This is a genomic window from Burkholderia sp. SR8, assembly GCF_052851275.1.
In genome coordinates this window covers 182,875-201,012 of record NZ_JAULUC010000008.1, presented here as the reverse complement: position 1 = coordinate 201,012, position 18,138 = coordinate 182,875, and the positions used below count along the sequence as shown (strand labels likewise).

Annotated in this window: 21 protein-coding genes; 14 read left to right on the top strand and 7 right to left on the bottom strand. The window is 66.6% G+C overall.

The window, feature by feature from the left end; translation table 11 throughout:
• Positions 1-96: 96 nt before the first annotated feature.
• Positions 97-1,587 carry a polyhydroxyalkanoate depolymerase gene (locus Q3A80_RS13135; protein WP_446329413.1) on the top strand — a complete coding sequence of 497 codons (1,491 nt, stop codon included), beginning with the start codon at positions 97-99 and terminating at the stop codon, positions 1,585-1,587.
• A 138-nt stretch (positions 1,588-1,725) separates the two neighbouring features.
• Here the strand turns inward: Q3A80_RS13135 and Q3A80_RS13130 are convergent, their stop codons facing one another.
• Positions 1,726-2,358 carry a TetR family transcriptional regulator gene (locus Q3A80_RS13130; protein WP_446329412.1) on the bottom strand — a complete coding sequence of 211 codons (633 nt, stop codon included), beginning with the start codon at positions 2,356-2,358 and terminating at the stop codon, positions 1,726-1,728.
• A gap of 252 nt (positions 2,359-2,610) precedes the next feature.
• Here Q3A80_RS13130 and rsxB point away from each other — a divergent pair, with 252 nt between their 5' ends.
• Entirely contained in the window at positions 2,611-3,543 is a 933-nt protein-coding gene (rsxB, locus tag Q3A80_RS13125; protein ID WP_446329411.1) for an electron transport complex subunit RsxB, read from the top strand.
• Positions 3,540-4,184 carry an endonuclease III gene (gene nth / locus Q3A80_RS13120; protein WP_446329410.1) on the top strand — a complete coding sequence of 215 codons (645 nt, stop codon included), beginning with the start codon at positions 3,540-3,542 and terminating at the stop codon, positions 4,182-4,184. The genes rsxB and nth overlap by 4 nt, the downstream gene beginning before the upstream one ends.
• A gap of 107 nt (positions 4,185-4,291) precedes the next feature.
• On the opposite strand, the gene Q3A80_RS13115 is transcribed toward nth, so the two are convergent.
• Positions 4,292-5,221 carry a DMT family transporter gene (locus Q3A80_RS13115; protein WP_446329409.1) on the bottom strand — a complete coding sequence of 310 codons (930 nt, stop codon included), beginning with the start codon at positions 5,219-5,221 and terminating at the stop codon, positions 4,292-4,294.
• Positions 5,222-5,485: 264 nt separating this feature from the next.
• Here Q3A80_RS13115 and Q3A80_RS13110 point away from each other — a divergent pair, with 264 nt between their 5' ends.
• Positions 5,486-5,953 carry a DUF1841 family protein gene (locus Q3A80_RS13110; protein WP_409362341.1) on the top strand — a complete coding sequence of 156 codons (468 nt, stop codon included), beginning with the start codon at positions 5,486-5,488 and terminating at the stop codon, positions 5,951-5,953.
• A 73-nt stretch (positions 5,954-6,026) separates the two neighbouring features.
• Here the strand turns inward: Q3A80_RS13110 and Q3A80_RS13105 are convergent, their stop codons facing one another.
• Together Q3A80_RS13105 and Q3A80_RS13100 are read right to left on the bottom strand one after the other, a co-directional pair.
• Complete coding sequence (locus Q3A80_RS13105) at positions 6,027-6,386, bottom strand: c-type cytochrome (RefSeq protein ID WP_121862982.1); 360 nt, start codon at positions 6,384-6,386, stop codon at positions 6,027-6,029.
• A gap of 41 nt (positions 6,387-6,427) precedes the next feature.
• A complete protein-coding gene (locus Q3A80_RS13100) occupies positions 6,428-6,787 on the bottom strand; it encodes a c-type cytochrome (protein ID WP_011885616.1) in 360 nt (119 codons plus the stop codon).
• A gap of 245 nt (positions 6,788-7,032) precedes the next feature.
• Here Q3A80_RS13100 and Q3A80_RS13095 point away from each other — a divergent pair, with 245 nt between their 5' ends.
• From Q3A80_RS13095 to Q3A80_RS13075, 5 genes are all read left to right on the top strand, one after another.
• The gene (locus tag Q3A80_RS13095) at positions 7,033-7,875 is read left to right on the top strand and encodes an AAA family ATPase (RefSeq protein ID WP_446329408.1); all 843 of its coding nucleotides are present in this window, start codon (positions 7,033-7,035) and stop codon (positions 7,873-7,875) included.
• Between the two features lie 21 nt (positions 7,876-7,896).
• Complete coding sequence (locus Q3A80_RS13090; RefSeq protein WP_446329407.1) at positions 7,897-9,072, top strand: vWA domain-containing protein; 1,176 nt, start codon at positions 7,897-7,899, stop codon at positions 9,070-9,072.
• Positions 9,073-9,129: 57 nt separating this feature from the next.
• Entirely contained in the window at positions 9,130-10,341 is a 1,212-nt protein-coding gene (locus Q3A80_RS13085; protein ID WP_446329406.1) for a benzoate/H(+) symporter BenE family transporter, read from the top strand.
• A gap of 166 nt (positions 10,342-10,507) precedes the next feature.
• Positions 10,508-11,461 (top strand): transaldolase, encoded by a 954-nt coding sequence (tal, locus tag Q3A80_RS13080; RefSeq protein ID WP_446329405.1) that lies wholly within the window; start codon positions 10,508-10,510, stop codon positions 11,459-11,461.
• A 245-nt stretch (positions 11,462-11,706) separates the two neighbouring features.
• A complete protein-coding gene (locus Q3A80_RS13075; protein WP_446329404.1) occupies positions 11,707-12,162 on the top strand; it encodes a VOC family protein in 456 nt (151 codons plus the stop codon).
• 99 nt (positions 12,163-12,261) lie between these two features.
• Here Q3A80_RS13075 and mctP read toward each other — a convergent pair whose 3' ends face one another.
• The 3 genes from mctP to Q3A80_RS13060 all read right to left on the bottom strand — a co-directional run bounded on the left by mctP (position 12,262) and on the right by Q3A80_RS13060 (position 15,167).
• The gene (gene mctP, locus Q3A80_RS13070) at positions 12,262-13,812 is read right to left on the bottom strand and encodes a monocarboxylate uptake permease MctP (RefSeq protein WP_446329403.1); all 1,551 of its coding nucleotides are present in this window, start codon (positions 13,810-13,812) and stop codon (positions 12,262-12,264) included.
• A complete protein-coding gene (locus Q3A80_RS13065; RefSeq protein WP_446329402.1) occupies positions 13,809-14,051 on the bottom strand; it encodes a DUF3311 domain-containing protein in 243 nt (80 codons plus the stop codon). Before Q3A80_RS13065 ends, mctP begins: the two co-directional genes overlap by 4 nt.
• Positions 14,052-14,249: 198 nt before the next feature.
• Positions 14,250-15,167, bottom strand: coding sequence for a spermidine synthase (locus Q3A80_RS13060; RefSeq protein ID WP_446329401.1), 918 nt, complete (start codon positions 15,165-15,167; stop codon positions 14,250-14,252).
• Between the two features lie 176 nt (positions 15,168-15,343).
• Between Q3A80_RS13060 and Q3A80_RS13055 the strand changes: the two genes are divergently transcribed.
• The 5 genes from Q3A80_RS13055 (at position 15,344) to Q3A80_RS13035 (ending at position 17,854) form a co-directional block, all read left to right on the top strand.
• On the top strand, positions 15,344-15,622 hold the full coding sequence (locus Q3A80_RS13055) for a YlcI/YnfO family protein (RefSeq protein ID WP_446329400.1): 279 nt from the start codon (positions 15,344-15,346) through the stop codon (positions 15,620-15,622).
• A complete protein-coding gene (locus Q3A80_RS13050) occupies positions 15,619-15,927 on the top strand; it encodes a type II toxin-antitoxin system RelE/ParE family toxin (protein WP_446329399.1) in 309 nt (102 codons plus the stop codon). The genes Q3A80_RS13055 and Q3A80_RS13050 overlap by 4 nt, the downstream gene beginning before the upstream one ends.
• A gap of 14 nt (positions 15,928-15,941) precedes the next feature.
• Positions 15,942-16,196 carry a hypothetical protein gene (locus Q3A80_RS13045; RefSeq protein ID WP_446329398.1) on the top strand — a complete coding sequence of 85 codons (255 nt, stop codon included), beginning with the start codon at positions 15,942-15,944 and terminating at the stop codon, positions 16,194-16,196.
• Between the two features lie 449 nt (positions 16,197-16,645).
• Positions 16,646-16,969, top strand: a complete 324-nt coding sequence (locus Q3A80_RS13040) for a helix-turn-helix domain-containing protein (RefSeq protein ID WP_446329397.1) — start codon at positions 16,646-16,648, stop codon at positions 16,967-16,969.
• Positions 16,970-17,050: 81 nt separating this feature from the next.
• Entirely contained in the window at positions 17,051-17,854 is an 804-nt protein-coding gene (locus tag Q3A80_RS13035) for a hypothetical protein (protein ID WP_446329396.1), read from the top strand.
• Positions 17,855-18,138 lie beyond the last annotated feature (284 nt).

Below are 18,138 nucleotides of genomic sequence, written 5' to 3'. Positions count from 1 at the left end.
GTCCGGCCGCACTGCAACATGGCCGGTCGCTGACCCACACGGCACGCCGCGACGCCCCACGCCGCCCGCACCGTCCCCCACGCGGGAGTAGTCTGCATGCTTTACCAATTGCACGAATTCCAGCGGGCGATGCTGAGCCCGCTCACGGCCTGGGCCCAGGCCGCTTCCAAGTCGTTCGCCAATCCGTCCAGCCCGTTCTCTCTGATGCCCGGCGCGACGCGGATGGCCGCCGCATACGAGCTCATGTACCGGCTCGGCAAGGACTACGAGAAGCCCGAGTTCAACCTTCACCAGATCGTCAAGGACGGCCACAACATCCCGATCGTCGAGCAGACGATCATCGAGAAGCCGTTCTGCCGCCTGCTGCGCTTCAAGCGCTATTCGGACGACGCCGACGCCGTCACGCAGCTGAAGGACGAACCGGTCGTGCTGGTCTGCGCGCCGCTGTCGGGCCACCACTCGACGCTGCTGCGCGACACCGTGCGCACGCTGCTGCAGGATCACAAGGTGTACATCACCGACTGGATCGACGCGCGGATGGTGCCGGTCGAGGTCGGTCCGTTCCACCTGCACGACTACATCGCGTACATCCAGGAATTCATCCGCCACATCGGCGCGCGCAACCTGCACGTGATCTCGGTATGCCAGCCGACGGTGCCGGTGCTCGCGGCGATCTCGCTGATGGCGAGCCGCGGCGAGGACACGCCGCTCACGATGACGATGATGGGCGGCCCGATCGATGCGCGCCGCAGCCCGACGTCGGTGAACTCGCTCGCCACGCAGCACTCGACCGCATGGTTCGAGAACAACGTGATCCACACGGTGCCCGCGAACTATCCGGGCGAAGGCCGCCAGGTGTATCCGGGCTTCCTGCAGCACACCGGCTTCGTCGCGATGAACCCGGAACGTCACGCGCAATCGCACTGGGATTTCTACCAGAGCCTGCTGCGCGGCGACGAGGAAGATGCCGAGGCGCACCGCCGCTTCTACGACGAGTACAACGCGGTGCTCGACATGGCCGCCGAGTACTACCTCGAGACGATTCGCGTCGTGTTCCAGGAGTTCCGGCTCGCGGAAGGCACGTGGGACGTCGGCGGCGAGCACGTGCGTCCGCAGGACATCAAGCACACCGCACTGATGACGATCGAAGGCGAACTCGACGACATCTCGGGCAGCGGCCAGACGCACGTCGCGCACGAGCTGTGCACGGGCATCCCGCAGGACGACCGCCGCAGCCTGACCGCCGAGAAGTGCGGTCACTACGGGATTTTCTCCGGCCGCCGCTGGCGCACGATCATCTATCCGCAACTGCGCGACTTCATCCGCGAGCATGCGCCGGAGCCGAAGAACGGCGCGGCGAAGCTGCCGCCCGATGCGCAGGACGCGACCACGATCGGCGCCGTGCCGGCCGCCGCCACGCCGCAGCCAGAAACGACGGCGCGCGCCACCGTCGCGAAACGCACGCGCACGAAAGCACCGGCCGTGACGGTCGCGCCCGTGAGGACGCCGGCCGCGAAGGCCGCGCCGACCGCGAAACGCGCCAGCAGCACGCGCGCGAAGCCGGTACGCGCGCGCAAGGCCGCCTGACCCATCGCGTCCCGACGCAAAAACGCCGCCGTTGCTTGCGCACGGCGGCGTTTTTTTCATCCAGCGGCCGCGACCAGGCGGTTCGTCGGTTCGTCGGTTCGTCGGTTCGTCGGTTCGTCGGTTCGTCGGTTCGTCGGTTCAGCGCCGCAGCAGATACGCGAGCAGCACCTCGGTGTTCATCCGGACCATCTCCGCGCGCTCGTCGGCTTCGCTGAAGTCGCGGCCGAGCGTTGCAGCCAGCGTGAAGCGGTTCGACACGATGTAGTAGCCGAGCCCCGACAGCGTCACGTAGAAGCGCAGCGGGTCGACGTCGCCGCGGAACAGGCCGGCCTTCTGGCCGCGCATCAGCACGTTGCCGAGCTTCGAGACGATCGGCGACATCATTTCGCGGATCCGCGTCGACTTGTGCAGGTAGCGCGCTTCGTGCAGGTTCTCGTTGTTGATGAGCCGCAGCAGTTCCGGGTGGTCGCGGTAGTAGTCCCACACGAAATGCGCGAGCCGCGTGACGGCTTCGACGGGCGCGACGCCATCGAGATCGAGCACGCGCTCGGCCTCCGTCAGCGCGGAGAACGCATGTTCGAGCACGGCCGTAAACAGCTGCTCCTTGCTGCCGAAGTAGTAATAGAGCATCCGCTCGTTGGTTTCCGCGCGCCGCGCGATCTGATCGACGCGCGCGCCGAACAGCCCTCCACTCGCGAACTCTTCGGCTGCCGCCATCAGGATGCGGCGGCGTGTACCTTCAGGATCTCTTTTGATTTTTGGCTGATTCATGGTGGCGTTTTGCTATGTGAGCCGCGTGATCCGGACCGGTACCCCCACCGCCTCGGCGCCGGCCGCCGTGGAACGGACGCGCCGCGCGCGGCCGCCCTCCTGCTGAGCCCCTGCAAAAAAGCGGTTCGATTATGCGCATAGACGGCGTCCAGCGCAATGCGGGAAATCGGCGATAATCGAGGTTTGGCAAACCTTTCCGGCCGCGTGTGACGCGGCCGAGAGCCATTCGGCGCTGCTGCGCCCGTTGTCACCGTGACCGATTCCAAGACCCTCGCGGATCGCATCGAAGATCTGCTTCCCCAGACGCAATGCACGAAGTGCGGCTATGACGGCTGCCGCCCGTACGCGGACGCGATCGCCGCCGGCGACGCGAACTACAACCAGTGCCCGCCCGGCGGCGCAGAAGGCATCGCGCGCCTCGCGAAGCTGCTCGGCAAGCCGGTGATCCCGCTGAACCCCGTCAACGGCACCGAGCATCCGCGCGCCGTCGCGTTCATCGACGAAAACCTGTGCATCGGCTGCACGCTGTGCATGCAGGCGTGCCCGGTCGACGCGATCGTCGGCGCGCCGAAACAGATGCACACGATCGTCGAATCGCTGTGCACGGGCTGCGACCTGTGCGTGCCGCCGTGCCCGGTCGACTGCATCGCGATGGTTCCGGTGACCGGCGAGCGCACCGGCTGGGACGCGTGGTCGCAGGAACAGGCCGACGCCGCGCGCGAACGCCACGACCGCCGGCTCGCGCGCCAGCGCCGCGAACGCGAGGCCGCCGAAGCGCGCGCCGCCGCGCGCCGCGCGGCCAGCGCCGGCGCCGCCGCCGCCGCCGGTGCGGCCAACGCAGCGCCGGCCGCGGACGCGCCCGGCACGCAGCCCGCTGCGCCGGGCGCCGCGTCTGCCGACGACGCCGACGCGAAGAAACGCGCGATCATCGCCGCCGCGCTCGAACGCGCGCGCAAGAAGAAGGAAGAGTTGTCCGCGCAAGGCGCCGCGCCGAAGAACACCGAAGGCGTGAGCGCGGCCGTGCAGGCGCAGATCGATGCGGCCGAAGCGCGCCGCAAGCGGCTCGCCGAGCAGCAGGCGCAGCGTGACGCCGACGCCGCGGCAGCCGGCGGCGACGGCGACGCGCCAGACGACAAAGACGACCGGAGCGGCCCGTCCGCACCGCCCGACAAACACCGTCCATGAACGCCACCAAACGACGCGCGATCTACGAAACGCTGCAAAGCCTCAATCCGCATCCGACCACCGAGCTCGAATACACGACGCCGTTCGAGTTGCTGATCGCGGTGATGCTGTCGGCGCAGGCGACCGACGTGTCGGTCAACAAGGCGATGCGCAAGATGTTCCCGGTCGCGAACACCCCGCGACAAATCGTCGCGCTCGGCGAAGAAGGCGTCGCCGACTACATCAAGACGATCGGCCTGTACCGCACCAAGGCGAAGAACGTGATCGCGGCGTGCAAGATCCTGCTCGAGCGCTACGACGGCGAAGTGCCGGCCGATCGCGAAGCGCTCGAGAGCCTGCCGGGCGTGGGCCGCAAGACCGCGAACGTCGTGCTGAACACCGCATTCGGCCAGCCGACGATCGCGGTCGACACGCACATCTTCCGCGTCGCGAACCGCACCGGGCTCGCGCCGGGCAAGGACGTGCGCGCCGTCGAGGCCGCGCTCGAGAAGTTCACGCCGAAGGAATTCCTGCAGGACGCGCATCACTGGCTGATCCTGCACGGCCGCTATGTGTGCAAGGCGCGCAAGCCCGAATGCTGGCACTGCGCGATCGAGCCGCTGTGCGAATTCCGGCCGAAGACGCCGCCGCCGAACGAGTGACGCGCGTCAGCCGCGGCTGACGTCGTCACGCATCGCGCCGGCCGCTCGCGCTGCGCGCGGCACATCCGTCCGGCGCCGCTGCGGCACCGGCGGCTTACCCTTCCCCGTCATGCATTGGACGTCGCCGTTGCGTCGTCGGCCGCCGCGCCACCGGCGCGCACCAGTGCCAGCACGGCGGCAAGGATCGCGACGCCGCCCGCCCACTGCAGCGGCGACAGCGCCTCGCCGAACAGCAGCGCGGCGAGCGCGACCGTCACGACCGGTTCGAGCGTCGACAGCATCGACGTGCGCGCGGCCCCGAGCCGCTCGAGCCCGGCGAAAAACGCGAGCATCGCGGCGACCGTCGACACCAGCGCGATCGCGAGCATCGACGCCCAGCCGCCCGCCGTCACCGGCCAGCGCGGCGGCGCGCCGAACGCCGCGGTCCGCACGAACGCGATCGCGACGAGCGTCGCGGTCGCCGACAGGCAGATGATCGCAGTCGTCGCGACCGGATCGACACCGCGCGTCGCCTTCGTGCCGCCGACGATGTACAGCGAATAGATGACCGCGGCGGCCAGCGCGAGCGCGATGCCGAGCGGCTCGCCGTGGCCGCCGCCGACCATCAGCGCGGAGCCCGCGACGCACAGCACGAGCGCGACCGCCTTCGCGCGCGTGAGCCGCTCGCCGAGCCACCATGCGGCGAGCAGCGTGACGAATGCCGGATACAGGTACAGCAGCAGCGCGACGAGACTCGCCTGCGCATGCTGGAGCGCGCTGAAATAGCAGAACGACTGCCCGACGTAGCCGAGCGCGCCCATCGCGACGAGCGGCGCGAGCGCGCGGCCGCGCGGCCATGCGACGCGGCGGTGCCGAGCAATCGCCGCGAGGACCGCGCCGCCGATCGCGAAACGCACGATCAACAGTCCGAGCACGTCGACGCCGCCCGCATACGCATAGCGGCCGAAGATCGCCATCGCGCCGAACGCGGCGGCGGACAGCGCGACATAGAGCGCGCCCTGCAGCGCGGCGGAAGATGAACGGACGGTGGCGGACATGGCGAAACGGCGCGAGCGCGACGACGGGAATCGTCGGAGTGTAGCGGCGCGGCGGCCGCGAGCCTAGCCCGCGCTTACCCGTTGGCCCGCACGGCCCGGCCCGGCCCGGCGCGGCTGCTCGCTGCTCGCTGCTCGCTGCTCGCTGCTCGCCAGTAGCCAGTCACCGGCCGCCGTAGCCCGCGCCGGGCCGCAACGTGCATTCCAGCTGCGCACGACCTGCCGCCAGCACCGCGCGCCGACCCGGCGTACAATGCCCGACGCGGCATGACGCCGCCCGAATCACGACGTTTCCCCACCATGTTCAATCCGAGTCGCGACGAAGTCCGTCGCTTTTTCACCGAAACCTGGCGCAAGCAGCGCGCCGGCGAGATCCTGACGCCGCTGGAAGCGATGGCCGCCGACTGGATCGTCGAGCACCCCGAATACCATGACGACCTCGCGGACGCCGACGGCGCCGCCGCGCGCAACTACACGCCCGAGGAAGGCCGCACGAACCCGTTCCTGCACCTGTCGATGCATCTCGCGATCAGCGAGCAGCTGTCGATCGACCAGCCGCCCGGCATCCGCGCCGCGCACGACAAGCTGGCCGCGAAGCTCGACTCGACGCACGAAGCGCAGCACGTGATCATGGAATGCCTCGGCGAGACGATCTGGGAAGCGCAGCGCACCGGCACGCCGCCCGATACGGACGCCTACCTGCAGCGCATCCTGCGCCGCGCGTCGCGCGACTGAGCGCCGCGGACAAAAAAAATACCCCGCCGCGGCGGGGTATTCCGGCTGCACGGGGCGACCAGGCCCGGCGCGCTTACTTCTTGAAGACGAGATCGGTCTCTTTCAGCGACTCGATGTAGGCCGCGATGTCCTTCATGTCGCTGACCGACAGGTTCTGCACCTGCGCCTGCATGATCGCGTTGTTGCGGCCGAGCAGCGGGTTCGTCAGCCCCATCTGGTACTGGCGCATCGCCCACACGAGGTAGTCGGCGTGCTGGCCCGCGAGGCGCGGATACTCGGCGTTGATCGGCTTGTTCAGTTGTGCGCCGTGACAGGCCGCGCAGTTGTGCGATTCGACCAGTTCCTTGCCCTTCGAGGTGTCCGCCGCATGCGCGGTGCCGATCGCGAGGCCGGCCACCAGTGCAACCGCCGCCGTCTTGAATGCGTTGTTCATGAATGCTCCTGTCCCGCCGGTAAGAATCGGCGGCGCGCGCTTTACTTGTAGGGATTGTCCTTCGTGTCGGCCTTCTGGGCGGCGTAGTAGGCCGCCAGATCCGCGATGTCCTGATCCGTCAGCGAACCGGCGATCGCGTTCATCGACGGGAAGTGACGATCCTTCTTGCGGTAGGCCTTCAGCGCGTTCTCGAGATATTGCTGGTTCTGGCCGCCGAGGACGGGCACCCGGTAGACCTCCGGGTACGCCGCGCGGTAATCCTGGATGCCGTGGCAACCGATGCACATGGCGGCCTTGCTCGCCCCGTCCTTCGGGTTGCCGACCACACCGGCCGCCTGCGCGCTGCCCGCGAGCGCCACGAGCGCTGCGACAACGACGTGTTTGCCGACGAATTTGTTCATAGCTCTTGTAACCTAGCTTGAGGGGAAACTGGCGCCGAAGCGGCAACGGCCCGCGCCGTTTTGCTTATCGGATCGCCACGCAGGCCAAAAAAAACGGCCAGATTGTACCGCGTCGGCGGGGAACGCGTCCATATGGCGCCCCGGTCCGCCCCCGCCGCAGCCCCGCAACGATACGCGGGCGCGGGCCGCCCGGACAGCCCTTCTGACTTATACTGGGTTTTTTTGCGATTAAGAAGAGCGCCGCCATGCGTTTCGAAGGATCCTCGCACTACGTCGCGACCGACGACCTGAAGCTCGCGGTCAACGCCGCGCTGACGCTGCAACGCCCGCTGCTGATCAAGGGCGAGCCCGGCACCGGCAAGACCATGCTCGCCGAGGAAGTGGCCGCCGCACTCGACATGCCGCTGCTGCAGTGGCACATCAAGTCGACGACGAAGGCGCAGCAGGGCCTGTACGAATACGACGCGGTCTCGCGGCTGCGCGACTCGCAGCTCGGCGACGCGCGCGTGAAGGACATCGCGAACTACATCGTGAAAGGCGTGCTGTGGCAGGCGTTCGACGCCGAGCGCCCGAGCGTGCTGCTGATCGACGAGATCGACAAGGCCGACATCGAATTCCCGAACGACCTGCTGCGCGAGCTCGACCGGATGGAATTCCACGTGTACGAGACGCGCGAAACCGTTCGCGCGAAGCACCGCCCGCTCGTGATCATCACGTCGAACAACGAGAAGGAACTGCCCGACGCATTCCTGCGCCGCTGCTTCTTCCACTACATCCAGTTCCCCGACGCGGCGACGATGCAGAAGATCGTCGCGGTCCACTTCCCGAACATCCGTGAGGAATTGCTGCACGCGGCGCTGCAGAGCTTCTTCGAGCTGCGCGGCGTGTCGGGGCTGAAGAAGAAGCCGTCAACGTCCGAGCTGCTCGACTGGCTAAAGCTGCTGCTCGCCGAGAACATCCCGGCCGACGCGCTGCGCGGCGCCGATGCGAAGCAGATCGTGCCGCCGCTCGCGGGCGCGCTGCTGAAGAACGAGCAGGACCTGAGCCTGCTCGAGCGGCTCGTCTACATGAACCGGCACAACCGGTAATCCACCCGCGAAGGCCCGGCCATGCTGCTCAATTTCTTCTACGCGCTGCGCGCAGCCAAGCTGCCCGTCTCGGTGAAGGAATACCTGACGCTGCTCGAATCGCTGAAGGCCGGGCTGATCTCGCCGTCGATCGACGCGTTCTACTTCCTCGCGCGGATGACGCTCGTCAAGGACGAGCAGTACTTCGACAAGTTCGACCAGGCGTTCGGCGCGTATTTCCACGGCGTGTCCGCGCTGCCGTCCGAAGCGTTCGACATTCCGCTCGACTGGCTGGAGAAGCGGCTGGAACGCGAGCTGTCGCCGGAGGAAAAGGCGCAGATCGACGCGATGGGCGGGCTCGACAAGCTGATGGAGCGCCTGAAGGAACTGCTCGACGAGCAGAAGGAACGCCACGAAGGCGGCAACAAGTGGATCGGCACCGGCGGCACGTCGCCGTTCGGGCACGGCGGCTACAACCCCGAAGGGATGCGCATCGGCGGCCCGTCGAACGGCAACCGCACGGCGGTCAAGGTGTGGGAGGCGCGCGCGTATCGCGACTACGACGATTCGGTCGAGATCGGCACGCGCAACATCAAGGTCGCGCTGCGACGCCTGCGCCGCTTCGCGCGCGAAGGCGCGGCCGAGGAGCTCGACCTGCCCGGCACGATCCGCAGCACGGCCGCGAATGCCGGCTGGCTCGACCTGCGGATGGTGCCCGAGCGTCACAACAACGTGAAGGTGCTGATGCTGCTCGACGTCGGCGGCTCGATGGACGATCACATCAAGCGCACCGAGGAGCTGTTCTCGGCCGCGAAGGCCGAGTTCAAGCATCTCGAGTTCTACTACTTCCACAACTGCGTGTACGACCATCTGTGGAAGAACAACCGCCGCCGTCACTCGGAGCGCACCGCGACGTGGGACGTGCTGCACAAGTTCACGCCCGACTACAAGCTGATCTTCGTCGGCGACGCGACGATGAGCCCGTACGAAGTGCTGCAGCCCGGCGGTTCGGTCGAATACAACAACCCGGAAGCCGGCGCCGTATGGCTGCGCCGCCTCGCCGACCAGTTCCCCCACCATGCATGGCTGAACCCGGAGCCCGAGCGGCTATGGGAATACCGGCAATCGGTCGCGATCATTCGCGACGTGCTGGGCCAGCGCATGTATCCGCTCACGCTCGCGGGCCTCGAAACCGCGATGCGCGCACTCAGCAAATAACCAACCCACCCAGCAGACACGAAGGCCGCGTCCGAGCGGCCTCCCCCCGGAGATAGCATGAATCCTTCGCCCACCGCGAGCGCCGGCCGCGCCGGCGGCCGCCGCTTTTTCGCCGATACGTCGGTGTCCGCGCTCGTCGCCGGCTTCGTCGCGATGATGACCGGTTACACGAGCTCCCTCGTGCTGATGTTCCAGGCCGGGCGCGCCGCGCACCTGACCGACGCGCAGATCTCGTCGTGGATCTGGGCGCTGTCGATCGGGATGGCGCTGACGACGATCGGCCTGTCGCTGCGCTTTCGCGCGCCGGTGGTCGTCGCATGGTCGACGCCCGGCGCCGCGCTGCTGATCGCGTCGCTGCCCGGCGTGCCGTATTCCGATGCGATCGGCGCGTTCGTCGTGTGCGCGCTGCTGCTGACCGCCGTCGGCGTGAGCGGGCTGTTCGACACGCTGATGAAGCGCATTCCGGCCGGCATCGCGGCCGCGCTGCTCGCGGGCATCCTGTTCGAGATCGGCATCGAGATCTTCCGCGCCGCGCAGTTCCAGACCGCGCTCGTGCTCGCGATGTTCTTCACGTACCTGATCGTCAAGCGGCTCGCGCCGCGCTACGCGATCGTCACGACGCTGATCGTCGGCACCGCGGTCGCAGGCGGGCTCGGCCTGCTCGACTTCAGCCGGTTCCACATCGCGCTCGCGCAACCCGTGTTCACGATGCCCGCGTTCTCGATCGCGTCGATCGTCAGCATCGGCATCCCGCTGTTCGTCGTCGCGATGGCGTCGCAGAACGTGCCGGGCATCGCGGTGCTGCGCGCGGACGGCTATGCCACGCCGTCGTCGCCGCTGATCGCGACGACCGGCCTCGCGTCGCTGCTGCTCGCGCCGTTCGGCTCGCACGGCGTGAACCTCGCGGCGATCACGGCCGCGATCTGCACGGGCCCGGAGGCGCACGAGGATCACGCGAAGCGCTACACGGCCGCCGTGTGGTGCGGCACGTTTTACCTCGTCGCGGGGATCTTCGGCGCGACGATCGCCGCACTGTTCGCGGCGCTGCCGAAGGCGCTCGTCGTGTCGGTCGCCGCGCTCGCGCTGTTCGGCTCGATCATGAGCGGCCTCGCGAACGCGATGCAGGACGTGAAGCAGCGCGAAGCCGCGCTCGTCACGTTCATGGTCACCGCGTCGGGCCTCACGCTGCTGTCGATCGGCTCGGCGTTCTGGGGGCTCGTCGCGGGAATCGTCACGCAGGTGATCCTGAACGCACGGCGCCCCGCGTAACGCCGCATGGCGCGCGCGCCATGCAAAAGGCACGCCAAAACGTGCGCGACGCGAATCGGGCCTAAAATAGTGGATCGGAGGCGGTGCCCGGCGCCGCCTCGCTTCGCTGCCGCGCTCGCGCGGCCCGTGAGAACCCCGGCGCCCCGCGCCCTCCTCCCGAATCGCCATGACTACCGCACTCGACCAGCTGAAGCAGTACACGACCGTCGTCGCCGACACGGGCGATTTCCAGCAGCTTGCGCAATACAAGCCGCAGGACGCGACCACGAACCCGTCGCTGATCCTGAAGGCCGTCCAGAAGGATGCGTACAAGCCGATCCTCGAGAAAACCGTCCGCGATCATCGCAACGAAAGCACCGATTTCATCATCGACCGCCTGCTGATCGCATTCGGCACCGAGATCCTGAAGCTGATCCCGGGCCGCGTGTCGACCGAGGTCGACGCACGCCTGTCGTTCGACACGCAGCGCTCGATCGCCAAGGGCCGCGAACTCGTCAAGCTGTACGAAGCCGCCGGCATCGGCCGCGAGCGCATCCTGATCAAGCTCGCGTCGACGTGGGAAGGCATCCGCGCGGCCGAGGTGCTGCAGAAGGAAGGGATCAAGTGCAACATGACCCTTCTTTTCTCGCTCGTGCAGGCCGCCGCATGCGCGGAAGCCGGCGCGCAACTGATCTCGCCGTTCGTCGGCCGCATCTACGACTGGTACAAGAAGCAGGCCGGCGCCGACTGGGACGAAGCGAAGAACGGCGGCGCGAACGATCCGGGCGTGCAGTCGGTGCGCCGCATCTACACGTACTACAAGACGTTCGGCTACAAGACCGAAGTGATGGGCGCGAGCTTCCGCACGACGAGCCAGATCACCGAGCTCGCCGGCTGCGACCTGCTGACGATCAGTCCCGACCTGCTGCAGAAGCTGCACGACAGCAACGACACGGTGGCGCGCAAGCTGTCGCCGGACGCGCTGCACGACAAGCCCACCGAGCGCGTCGCGATCGACGAGGCATCGTTCCGCTTCCAGCTGAACGACGAAGCGATGGCGACGGAAAAACTTTCCGAAGGCATTCGCGTATTCGCCGCCGATGCGGTGAAGCTCGAGAAACTGATCGACGCGCTGCGCTGAATCCCGCGTGCATCACGCCTGTCAGTTGATCTGTCAGCAAGGCTGACAACAGCCGTCAGCAGCGACGACGAACGGCCGCGAACTGCGTGTTCGCGGCCGTTTTATTTTTCATTCCATCGTCAAGCGCGCGCACTACAATCCACGTCACGAGTCGCGGCGGCCGCATCCCGCCGCACTCTTCCCGGTCAATCCTCGCAGTACCCGAGCCGGCGGCGACCCGCCTGCCCGGTCCACAGGAGACAACGATGCAAGTCCAACCGTATCTGACGTTCTACGGCCGCGCGGAAGAAGCCCTTCAGTTCTACGAAAAGGCGCTCGGCGCGAAGACGATGTTCAAGATGCACTTCAAGGATGCGCCGCCGAATCCCGATTTCCCGATCGCGCCGGAGATGGCCGACAAGGTGATGCACGCGAGCTTCACGATCGGCGACTCGATGATCATGTGTTCGGACGGCGACTGCAGCCAGCCGGCCGGCGCCGCGCATGCCGGCTATTCGCTGTCGCTGAATCCGGCCACCGTCGACGAAGGCCAGAAGCTGTTCAATGCGCTCGCCGACGGCGGCGAAGTGACGATGCCGTTCGGCAAGACGTTCTGGGCGCTCGGCTTCGGGATGGCGAAGGATCGCTTCGGCGTGCACTGGATGGTCAACGTCGAGGACCTGTCGCAACGCGAGGATCTCGCGAAACGCGCACAAGGCTGACCCGAACGAAAAACGCCCGCCACTGCGAAGTGGCGGGCGTTTTCATTGCTGCACGACGTGCGGCACGGCTGCGCGGTGCGCGCAGCCGCGCCATGCGTGTCAGCTCTCGACGACGTCGAGATAGTCCTCCGGCCGCGTGCGGTCTTCCGCATGCGCCATGCCCATCACGCGCACCAGCACGCTGACCACCACCGACACCACCAGGTTCACGATCAGCGACCACACGGCCGCGTAGCCGGGAATCGCGAGACCGAACAGGTGGATCGTGAAGATCGAGCCGGCGAGCTTCAGCGAGATCGCCATCCACGTGCCGCACACGATGCCGGCCGCCCAGCCGGCGAGCAGGCCGCGGTGGTCGAGCACGCGCGTGTACAGGCCGAGCACGATCGCCGGCAGCGTCTGGATGATCCAGATCCCGCCGAGCAGCTGCAGCTGGATCGCGTACGTGAGCGGCAGACCGAGGATGAACGCGACCGCGCCGACCTTCACGATCAGCGACACGAGCTTCGCGACGTGCGTCTCCTGGTCGTGCGTCATGTTGCGGTTCACGAACTCGCGATGGATGTTGCGCGTGTACAGGTTCGCGGCCGCGATCGACATGATCGCCGCCGGCACCAGCGCGCCGATGCCGATCGCGGCGAACGCGACGCCGACGAACCACGACGGGAAGTAGTTGAGGAACAGCGCGGGCACCGCGAAGTTCGGGCCGAATGCCTTGAAGTACGGCGCGTACTGCGGCATGTCCTTCACGCCCGAGGCGAGCGCCATGTAGCCGAGCAGTGCGAGCAGGCCGAGCACGAACGAGTACGCGGGCAGCATCGCCATGTTGCGGCGGATCGTGTTGCCCGACGACGACGACAGGATCGCCGTGACCGAGTGCGGATACAGGAACAGCGCGAGCGCGGAGCCGATCGCGAGCGTCGCGTACGCGCTGTAGCCGTTCAGGCTCATCGCGTCGGGCGCCTTCAGCAGCAGCTTCGCGGGCGGCACGGCCGAGAAGATGTGCCCGAACCCGCCGAGCTTCGCGGGGATCACGATGACCGCCGCGGCGATCGTGATGTAGATCAGGATGTCCTTCACGATCGCGATCATCGCGGGCGCGCGCAGCCCCGACGTGTACGTGTACGCGGCGAGGATCGCGAATGCGATGATGAGCGGCAGGTCGCCGACGAAGCCGGTCGTGTCGAACCCGAGCGCGCCGATCACGACTTCGATGCCGACGAGCTGCAGCGCGATGTACGGCATCGTCGCGAGGATGCCCGTCACCGCGATCGCGAGCGCGAGCATCCGGCTGCCGTAGCGGGCATTGACGAAGTCGGCGGCCGTCACGTAGCCGTGCCGCTTCGCGATGCTCCACAGCTTCGGGAACACGACGAATGCGAACGGGTAGATCAGTATCGTGTACGGCAGCGCGAAAAAGCCCATCGCGCCGGCGCCGAACACGAGCGCGGGCACCGCGACGAACGTGTACGCCGTATAGAGGTCGCCGCCGAGCAGGAACCACGTGACGATCGTGCCGAAGCGGCGTCCGCCGAGGCCCCATTCGTCGAGGTGGGCGAGATCGCCGCGCCGCCAGTTCGCGGCGAGAAAGCCGAGGATGGTGACGCCGATGAACAGCAGGACGAAGACGAAGGTAGCGCCGAGATTCATCGTGCACCTCCGTGCGTGCCGCCCGACTTCCACGCGTTCTTGGTCTTGTAGTACACGAACGCGGTGATTACCGCGCTAATGAACACCCACAGCAGCTGGTACCAATAGAAAAACGGAAATCCGAACCATTGCGGTTCGATCTTGCTGTACGACGGCACCCAGACCATCGCGATCAGCGGCAGTACCAGCAGCCAGAGCCAGCGCTTGGCGGCCCGATTGGCGTCGGCATCGTGAGCCATGACGTCTCCTCATCTTTCCCGGTTATCGATCTTGTTGAGCGGGTACGGCGGCGAGAGGAGCGGCAAAACGGGTAAGCTGCGGCTCCCCTGGCTTCGCGCCAGTATAGGAGCCGCGAGCGCGCGGTCAAGCGGGGGCGAACCCGAGGTGATCCGCCCCCAGTCGCCCGGTTGCACCGGCATGCCGCCGGCGCATGAGCGTCAGATCGCGAACGACGCGTCGCGCGCGCCCGCCGTTTCTTTCAAAGCTTTCACCCACTTGCGCGCGGGCAGCTTCAGCGTGTGTTCGATCAGCTTCGCGCGCTCGTCAAGCTGTGCGAACGATACGTCGAGCGCGGGGCCCGAGAACGCGATCGCGATCCGGTTGCCGTCGTGCACTTCGGGCAGCGCGATCACGCGATGGTCGAACGCCGCGTTCAGATGCTTCATGTTGCGCACGAAGCTCGGATGGTCGCCGAACAGGTTGATCGTCGCGATGCCCGCATCCGCGAGGCAGCCGCGCACCGCGCGGTAGAACGCGACGCTATCGAGCACCGGGCCGCGCGCGGTCGCGTCGTACAAATCGATCTGCAGCGCGCCCGTCGTGCCGCGGTTGGCCGGATCGTTGACGAAGTCCCATGCGTCGGCTTCGTGCACGACGAGGCGTTCGTCGTCGGGCGGCAGCGCGAACATCGTGCGCGCGGCGACGATCACGGCCGGATTCAGTTCGACGGCCTCGACCTTCGCGTGCGGCAGGAAGCGGTGCGAGAACTTCGTCAGCGCACCGGTGCCGAGCCCGAGCTGGACGATCCGCTCGGGCGTTTCGAGGAACAGCAGCCACGCCATCATCTGCCGCGCGTATTCGAGCTCGATGTGGAGCGGCTTCGAGATGCGCATCGCGCCCTGCACCCACTCGGTGCCGAAGTGCAGGAAGCGCACGCCGCGCTCTTCCGAGAACGTGACGGGCGCGAAGCGCGGCTTGCGCGGCGCGTCGAGGACGGGCACGTCGTCGTGTTCGTCGATCTGCGGGCGGCGCTTCACGCGCGGCGGCTGCAGTTTTTCGGAGCCGTTGTACGCGGACGGCTGGCGTTGCTTGAACGCGCGCGCCTCGGCGGACGCGCGCTTGATCAGTCGGGTCATGTTGAATCTCGCTGGTGATGCTGGGTGACGCTGGGTGAGCGGACGAGAGGATAGCATTGGTGCGCATCCCGATCGTCGGCGGCGCGGGGCGTCCGTGGGTCGGCCATCCGGGTGACTTGCGGTCGACATGGGCGTGCAGGATAATGTATCGCAATTGCGATGCAAACGAGGGCACGATGAAAACTGCGACTTTTCCATCGATCCGGGTCGAACCGGAATTGCGCGATGCCGCCGAGGATGTTCTTCACGAAGGCGAAACGCTGTCGAGCTTCGTCGAGCAATCGATTCGCGAAGGCATCGAACGGCGACGCCTCCAAAGCGAATTCATCGCGCGCGGCATTGCGTCGCGCGATGAAGCTCGCCGAACCGGCGAGTACGTGTCCTCGTCCGAAGTGCTGGAACGCCTGGGTCGACGACTCGATACGCTGCGCGACAAGAAGCGACAGGCGCGATGACCTATACGGTTCGCTTGACGTCCGCCGCTTCCGACGACCTGGACCGGCTTTACGCTTTCGTCGTGGACCGTGACGATGCGGACGTCGAACAGGCGGAGCGTGCACTGGCGGCCATCGCTTCCGGGATCGCGACGCTCGAATCGTCGCCGTTTACCTGCCGGAAAGCTCATCCGTCCATGCCGTTTCTTCGCGAACTGATCATTCCATTCGGCGCATCCGGCTACGTCGCATTGTTCGAGATCGATGACAGCCGGACGGTGACGATCGTTGCCGTGCGTCATCAGCGGGAAAGCGACTACCACTGAAAGCGAGGAATCACATGACCGCGAACGACAAGAAGATCTGGTTTCCGGCGAAGCGCTACGGCTGGGGATGGGGATTGCCGGTCGCGTGGCAAGGCTGGGTCGTGCTGCTGCTGTTCGCGCTCGGCGTCATCGCGAGCGCGTGGCTCGTGCCGCCGCAACGTTCGCCCATTGCGTACGGCGCCTGCGTCGTGGTGCTGGTCGCGCTGCTGACCGTGGTGTGCTGGCTCAAGGGCGAGAAGCCCGGCTGGCGATGGGGCAACGACGATTGACTTTGGGCGCGACACGCAAGCCCATGCGGTCGCGGTCCGTCAGCAACGCTCTTCGTGCTGTCAGCGATACGCCACGACAGCGCTCTGTCAAACGGCTGAATTGTCTCGACTCTCCACGCGACGCAACAATCTGAAGCAACGGCGCCCAACCGATAGTTCACATCGCGTTTCCCGTCGGCGGCATCCGACTGCTGAGCCGGCCCGCCCGCAGGCGGTCACCGCCCACCTGCCCCGCTCCAGACACCGCATTCGATCGGCCGCGCCGAACGCCTTCGCAGCCGTTGAAAATATACCCAAATAGGGATAAGTTCGTCGATAACTCCATACATCAAACCGCTGTACTGGCCCGGCTCGGCGCGCAAGGATTTTAGGCAATGCCCGAAGCCGGACAGCGACGTCGTCCGCAACAGTCTGAAAGCGGCCGAAGCACGCGCACAAGGACAAAGGCGATGATCGAAATCGAACAGGGCAGCGAGAACGTCTACGCTGATCCGGGCATGCGCGATGCCGATGAAATGCGGGTGAAGGCCCAACTCGCGGCGAAGATCGCGGAAATCATCAAGGCGCGCAAATGGACGCAGCAGCACGCGGCACGATTGCTCGGCATCCCTCAGCCGAAGTTGTCGAACATGCTGCGCGGGCAGTTGCGCGGCGTGAGCGAAACGAAGATGCTCGAATGCCTGGCGAAACTCGGACGCGACGTGCAGATTGTCGTCGGGCCCGATCGTCGGTCGGAAGCTGAAGGGCACATCGAAGTCGTATTTGCAGCCTGACGAGTAGCGCGGCCCCCGCGACCGTGCGGAGTGTGCGGCGAGTTGCCGGAATGGCTGATACCCGGAAAACCTGGAGGTTCTATGGCCGATCACGACAGACTGCATCCACTCCGTCCGTTCCTGAAAAACTGGGTTTGGGAGCACGGTCGAATCGGGACGCGCTATCTCGACTGCGTCGATGGCGAAATCAAGTTCGACGAAGGCAAGAAATCGCATTTCGCTGCCGAGAGATATACCTACGTGCCCCTGGGCAAGAACGCCGACGACGACGCATCCGCGGATGGCCCTGCGATCCATGACGCGGGACTTGCCCGCTTTTTGCGGGCTGCTCAGTTGGGCACGCCGGGAGAAGCCGGCTCAGTGGCTGAGGTTCAGCGCGCAGTGCAGGATTGCGTGGAGATTGGCCTGTTCAGCGCGTATCAATGGGAGGCTCGAAAGGCCTTGGCCCGCTACGCGCAGGAACCGATGTTCGAGGACGAGATCCGCGCGGCGGTTGTCGACGACATCCGGCGCATTTACGTCGGCATGCGGGAGCAGCTGGCGCTGTACGATTTCACTGTGCTCTACGGCTTGCCCACGCCGCTGTTGATCGGCGACACACCGTTCATCGACTGGCGCGCGATCGCCAGTCCGGCTCTTCCGTACGTATCGCTTCCGCTCGGGCCTTACTGCCTGCTCGTAGGCGCGCCGTCGGGCAGGAGCAGCCGAATCGGCCCGGTGGTCTGGAAGGCCGCTGCAGCGATGGGCCCGTTGAAGGACCATAACCGCCAGATCGAGAAGCAGGCCCGTCTGTGGCTGGTGGCGACCACCGATGATCAACTCGTCGCTGCACAAAGCCGCATCGCGTCGGCCATGGGCGCCAGGCAAGGCGACGCGAAGCCCTGACCGCTCGATTCGAGCGGCGGCGCAGTCGCATCAGGTTCGGTTTGTCCTGTTGCCGCTGCCGCCCCTGCGACGTCTTGCAATGCGGCCGAATACGAGGGCAACCCTGCGAGCCCCACGGCCTTGAAACGGAGTGGCTAACGTCTTTGCACGGGCAGATGTTCGGGGTAGTGTCGTAAATCGACCATTCCGCCGCCCGGGCCCCCGTGGCGGGAGGCAAGATTGCAGAGCGAGAGACGCGATCGCGTACCGCTGCAGCGCGACGCGCCTCTCCTGGCATCCGCAAC

Bases quoted from the DNA above. Each gene is read 5' to 3' on its own strand.
- Q3A80_RS13135 (WP_446329413.1), top strand. From the start codon at position 97: ATGCTTTACCAATTGCACGAATTCCAGCGGGCGATGCTGAGCCCGCTC.
- Q3A80_RS13130 (WP_446329412.1), bottom strand. From the start codon at position 2,358: ATGAATCAGCCAAAAATCAAAAGAGATCCTGAAGGTACACGCCGCCGC.
- nth (WP_446329410.1), top strand. From the start codon at position 3,540: ATGAACGCCACCAAACGACGCGCGATCTACGAAACGCTGCAAAGCCTC.
- Q3A80_RS13115 (WP_446329409.1), bottom strand. From the start codon at position 5,221: ATGTCCGCCACCGTCCGTTCATCTTCCGCCGCGCTGCAGGGCGCGCTC.
- Q3A80_RS13110 (WP_409362341.1), top strand. From the start codon at position 5,486: ATGACGCCGCCCGAATCACGACGTTTCCCCACCATGTTCAATCCGAGT.
- Q3A80_RS13105 (WP_121862982.1), bottom strand. From the start codon at position 6,386: ATGAACAACGCATTCAAGACGGCGGCGGTTGCACTGGTGGCCGGCCTC.
- Q3A80_RS13100 (WP_011885616.1), bottom strand. From the start codon at position 6,787: ATGAACAAATTCGTCGGCAAACACGTCGTTGTCGCAGCGCTCGTGGCG.
- Q3A80_RS13095 (WP_446329408.1), top strand. From the start codon at position 7,033: ATGCGTTTCGAAGGATCCTCGCACTACGTCGCGACCGACGACCTGAAG.
- Q3A80_RS13090 (WP_446329407.1), top strand. From the start codon at position 7,897: ATGCTGCTCAATTTCTTCTACGCGCTGCGCGCAGCCAAGCTGCCCGTC.
- Q3A80_RS13085 (WP_446329406.1), top strand. From the start codon at position 9,130: ATGAATCCTTCGCCCACCGCGAGCGCCGGCCGCGCCGGCGGCCGCCGC.
- tal (WP_446329405.1), top strand. From the start codon at position 10,508: ATGACTACCGCACTCGACCAGCTGAAGCAGTACACGACCGTCGTCGCC.
- Q3A80_RS13075 (WP_446329404.1), top strand. From the start codon at position 11,707: ATGCAAGTCCAACCGTATCTGACGTTCTACGGCCGCGCGGAAGAAGCC.
- mctP (WP_446329403.1), bottom strand. From the start codon at position 13,812: ATGAATCTCGGCGCTACCTTCGTCTTCGTCCTGCTGTTCATCGGCGTC.
- Q3A80_RS13065 (WP_446329402.1), bottom strand. From the start codon at position 14,051: ATGGCTCACGATGCCGACGCCAATCGGGCCGCCAAGCGCTGGCTCTGG.
- Q3A80_RS13060 (WP_446329401.1), bottom strand. From the start codon at position 15,167: ATGACCCGACTGATCAAGCGCGCGTCCGCCGAGGCGCGCGCGTTCAAG.
- Q3A80_RS13055 (WP_446329400.1), top strand. From the start codon at position 15,344: ATGAAAACTGCGACTTTTCCATCGATCCGGGTCGAACCGGAATTGCGC.
- Q3A80_RS13050 (WP_446329399.1), top strand. From the start codon at position 15,619: ATGACCTATACGGTTCGCTTGACGTCCGCCGCTTCCGACGACCTGGAC.
- Q3A80_RS13045 (WP_446329398.1), top strand. From the start codon at position 15,942: ATGACCGCGAACGACAAGAAGATCTGGTTTCCGGCGAAGCGCTACGGC.
- Q3A80_RS13040 (WP_446329397.1), top strand. From the start codon at position 16,646: ATGATCGAAATCGAACAGGGCAGCGAGAACGTCTACGCTGATCCGGGC.
- Q3A80_RS13035 (WP_446329396.1), top strand. From the start codon at position 17,051: ATGGCCGATCACGACAGACTGCATCCACTCCGTCCGTTCCTGAAAAAC.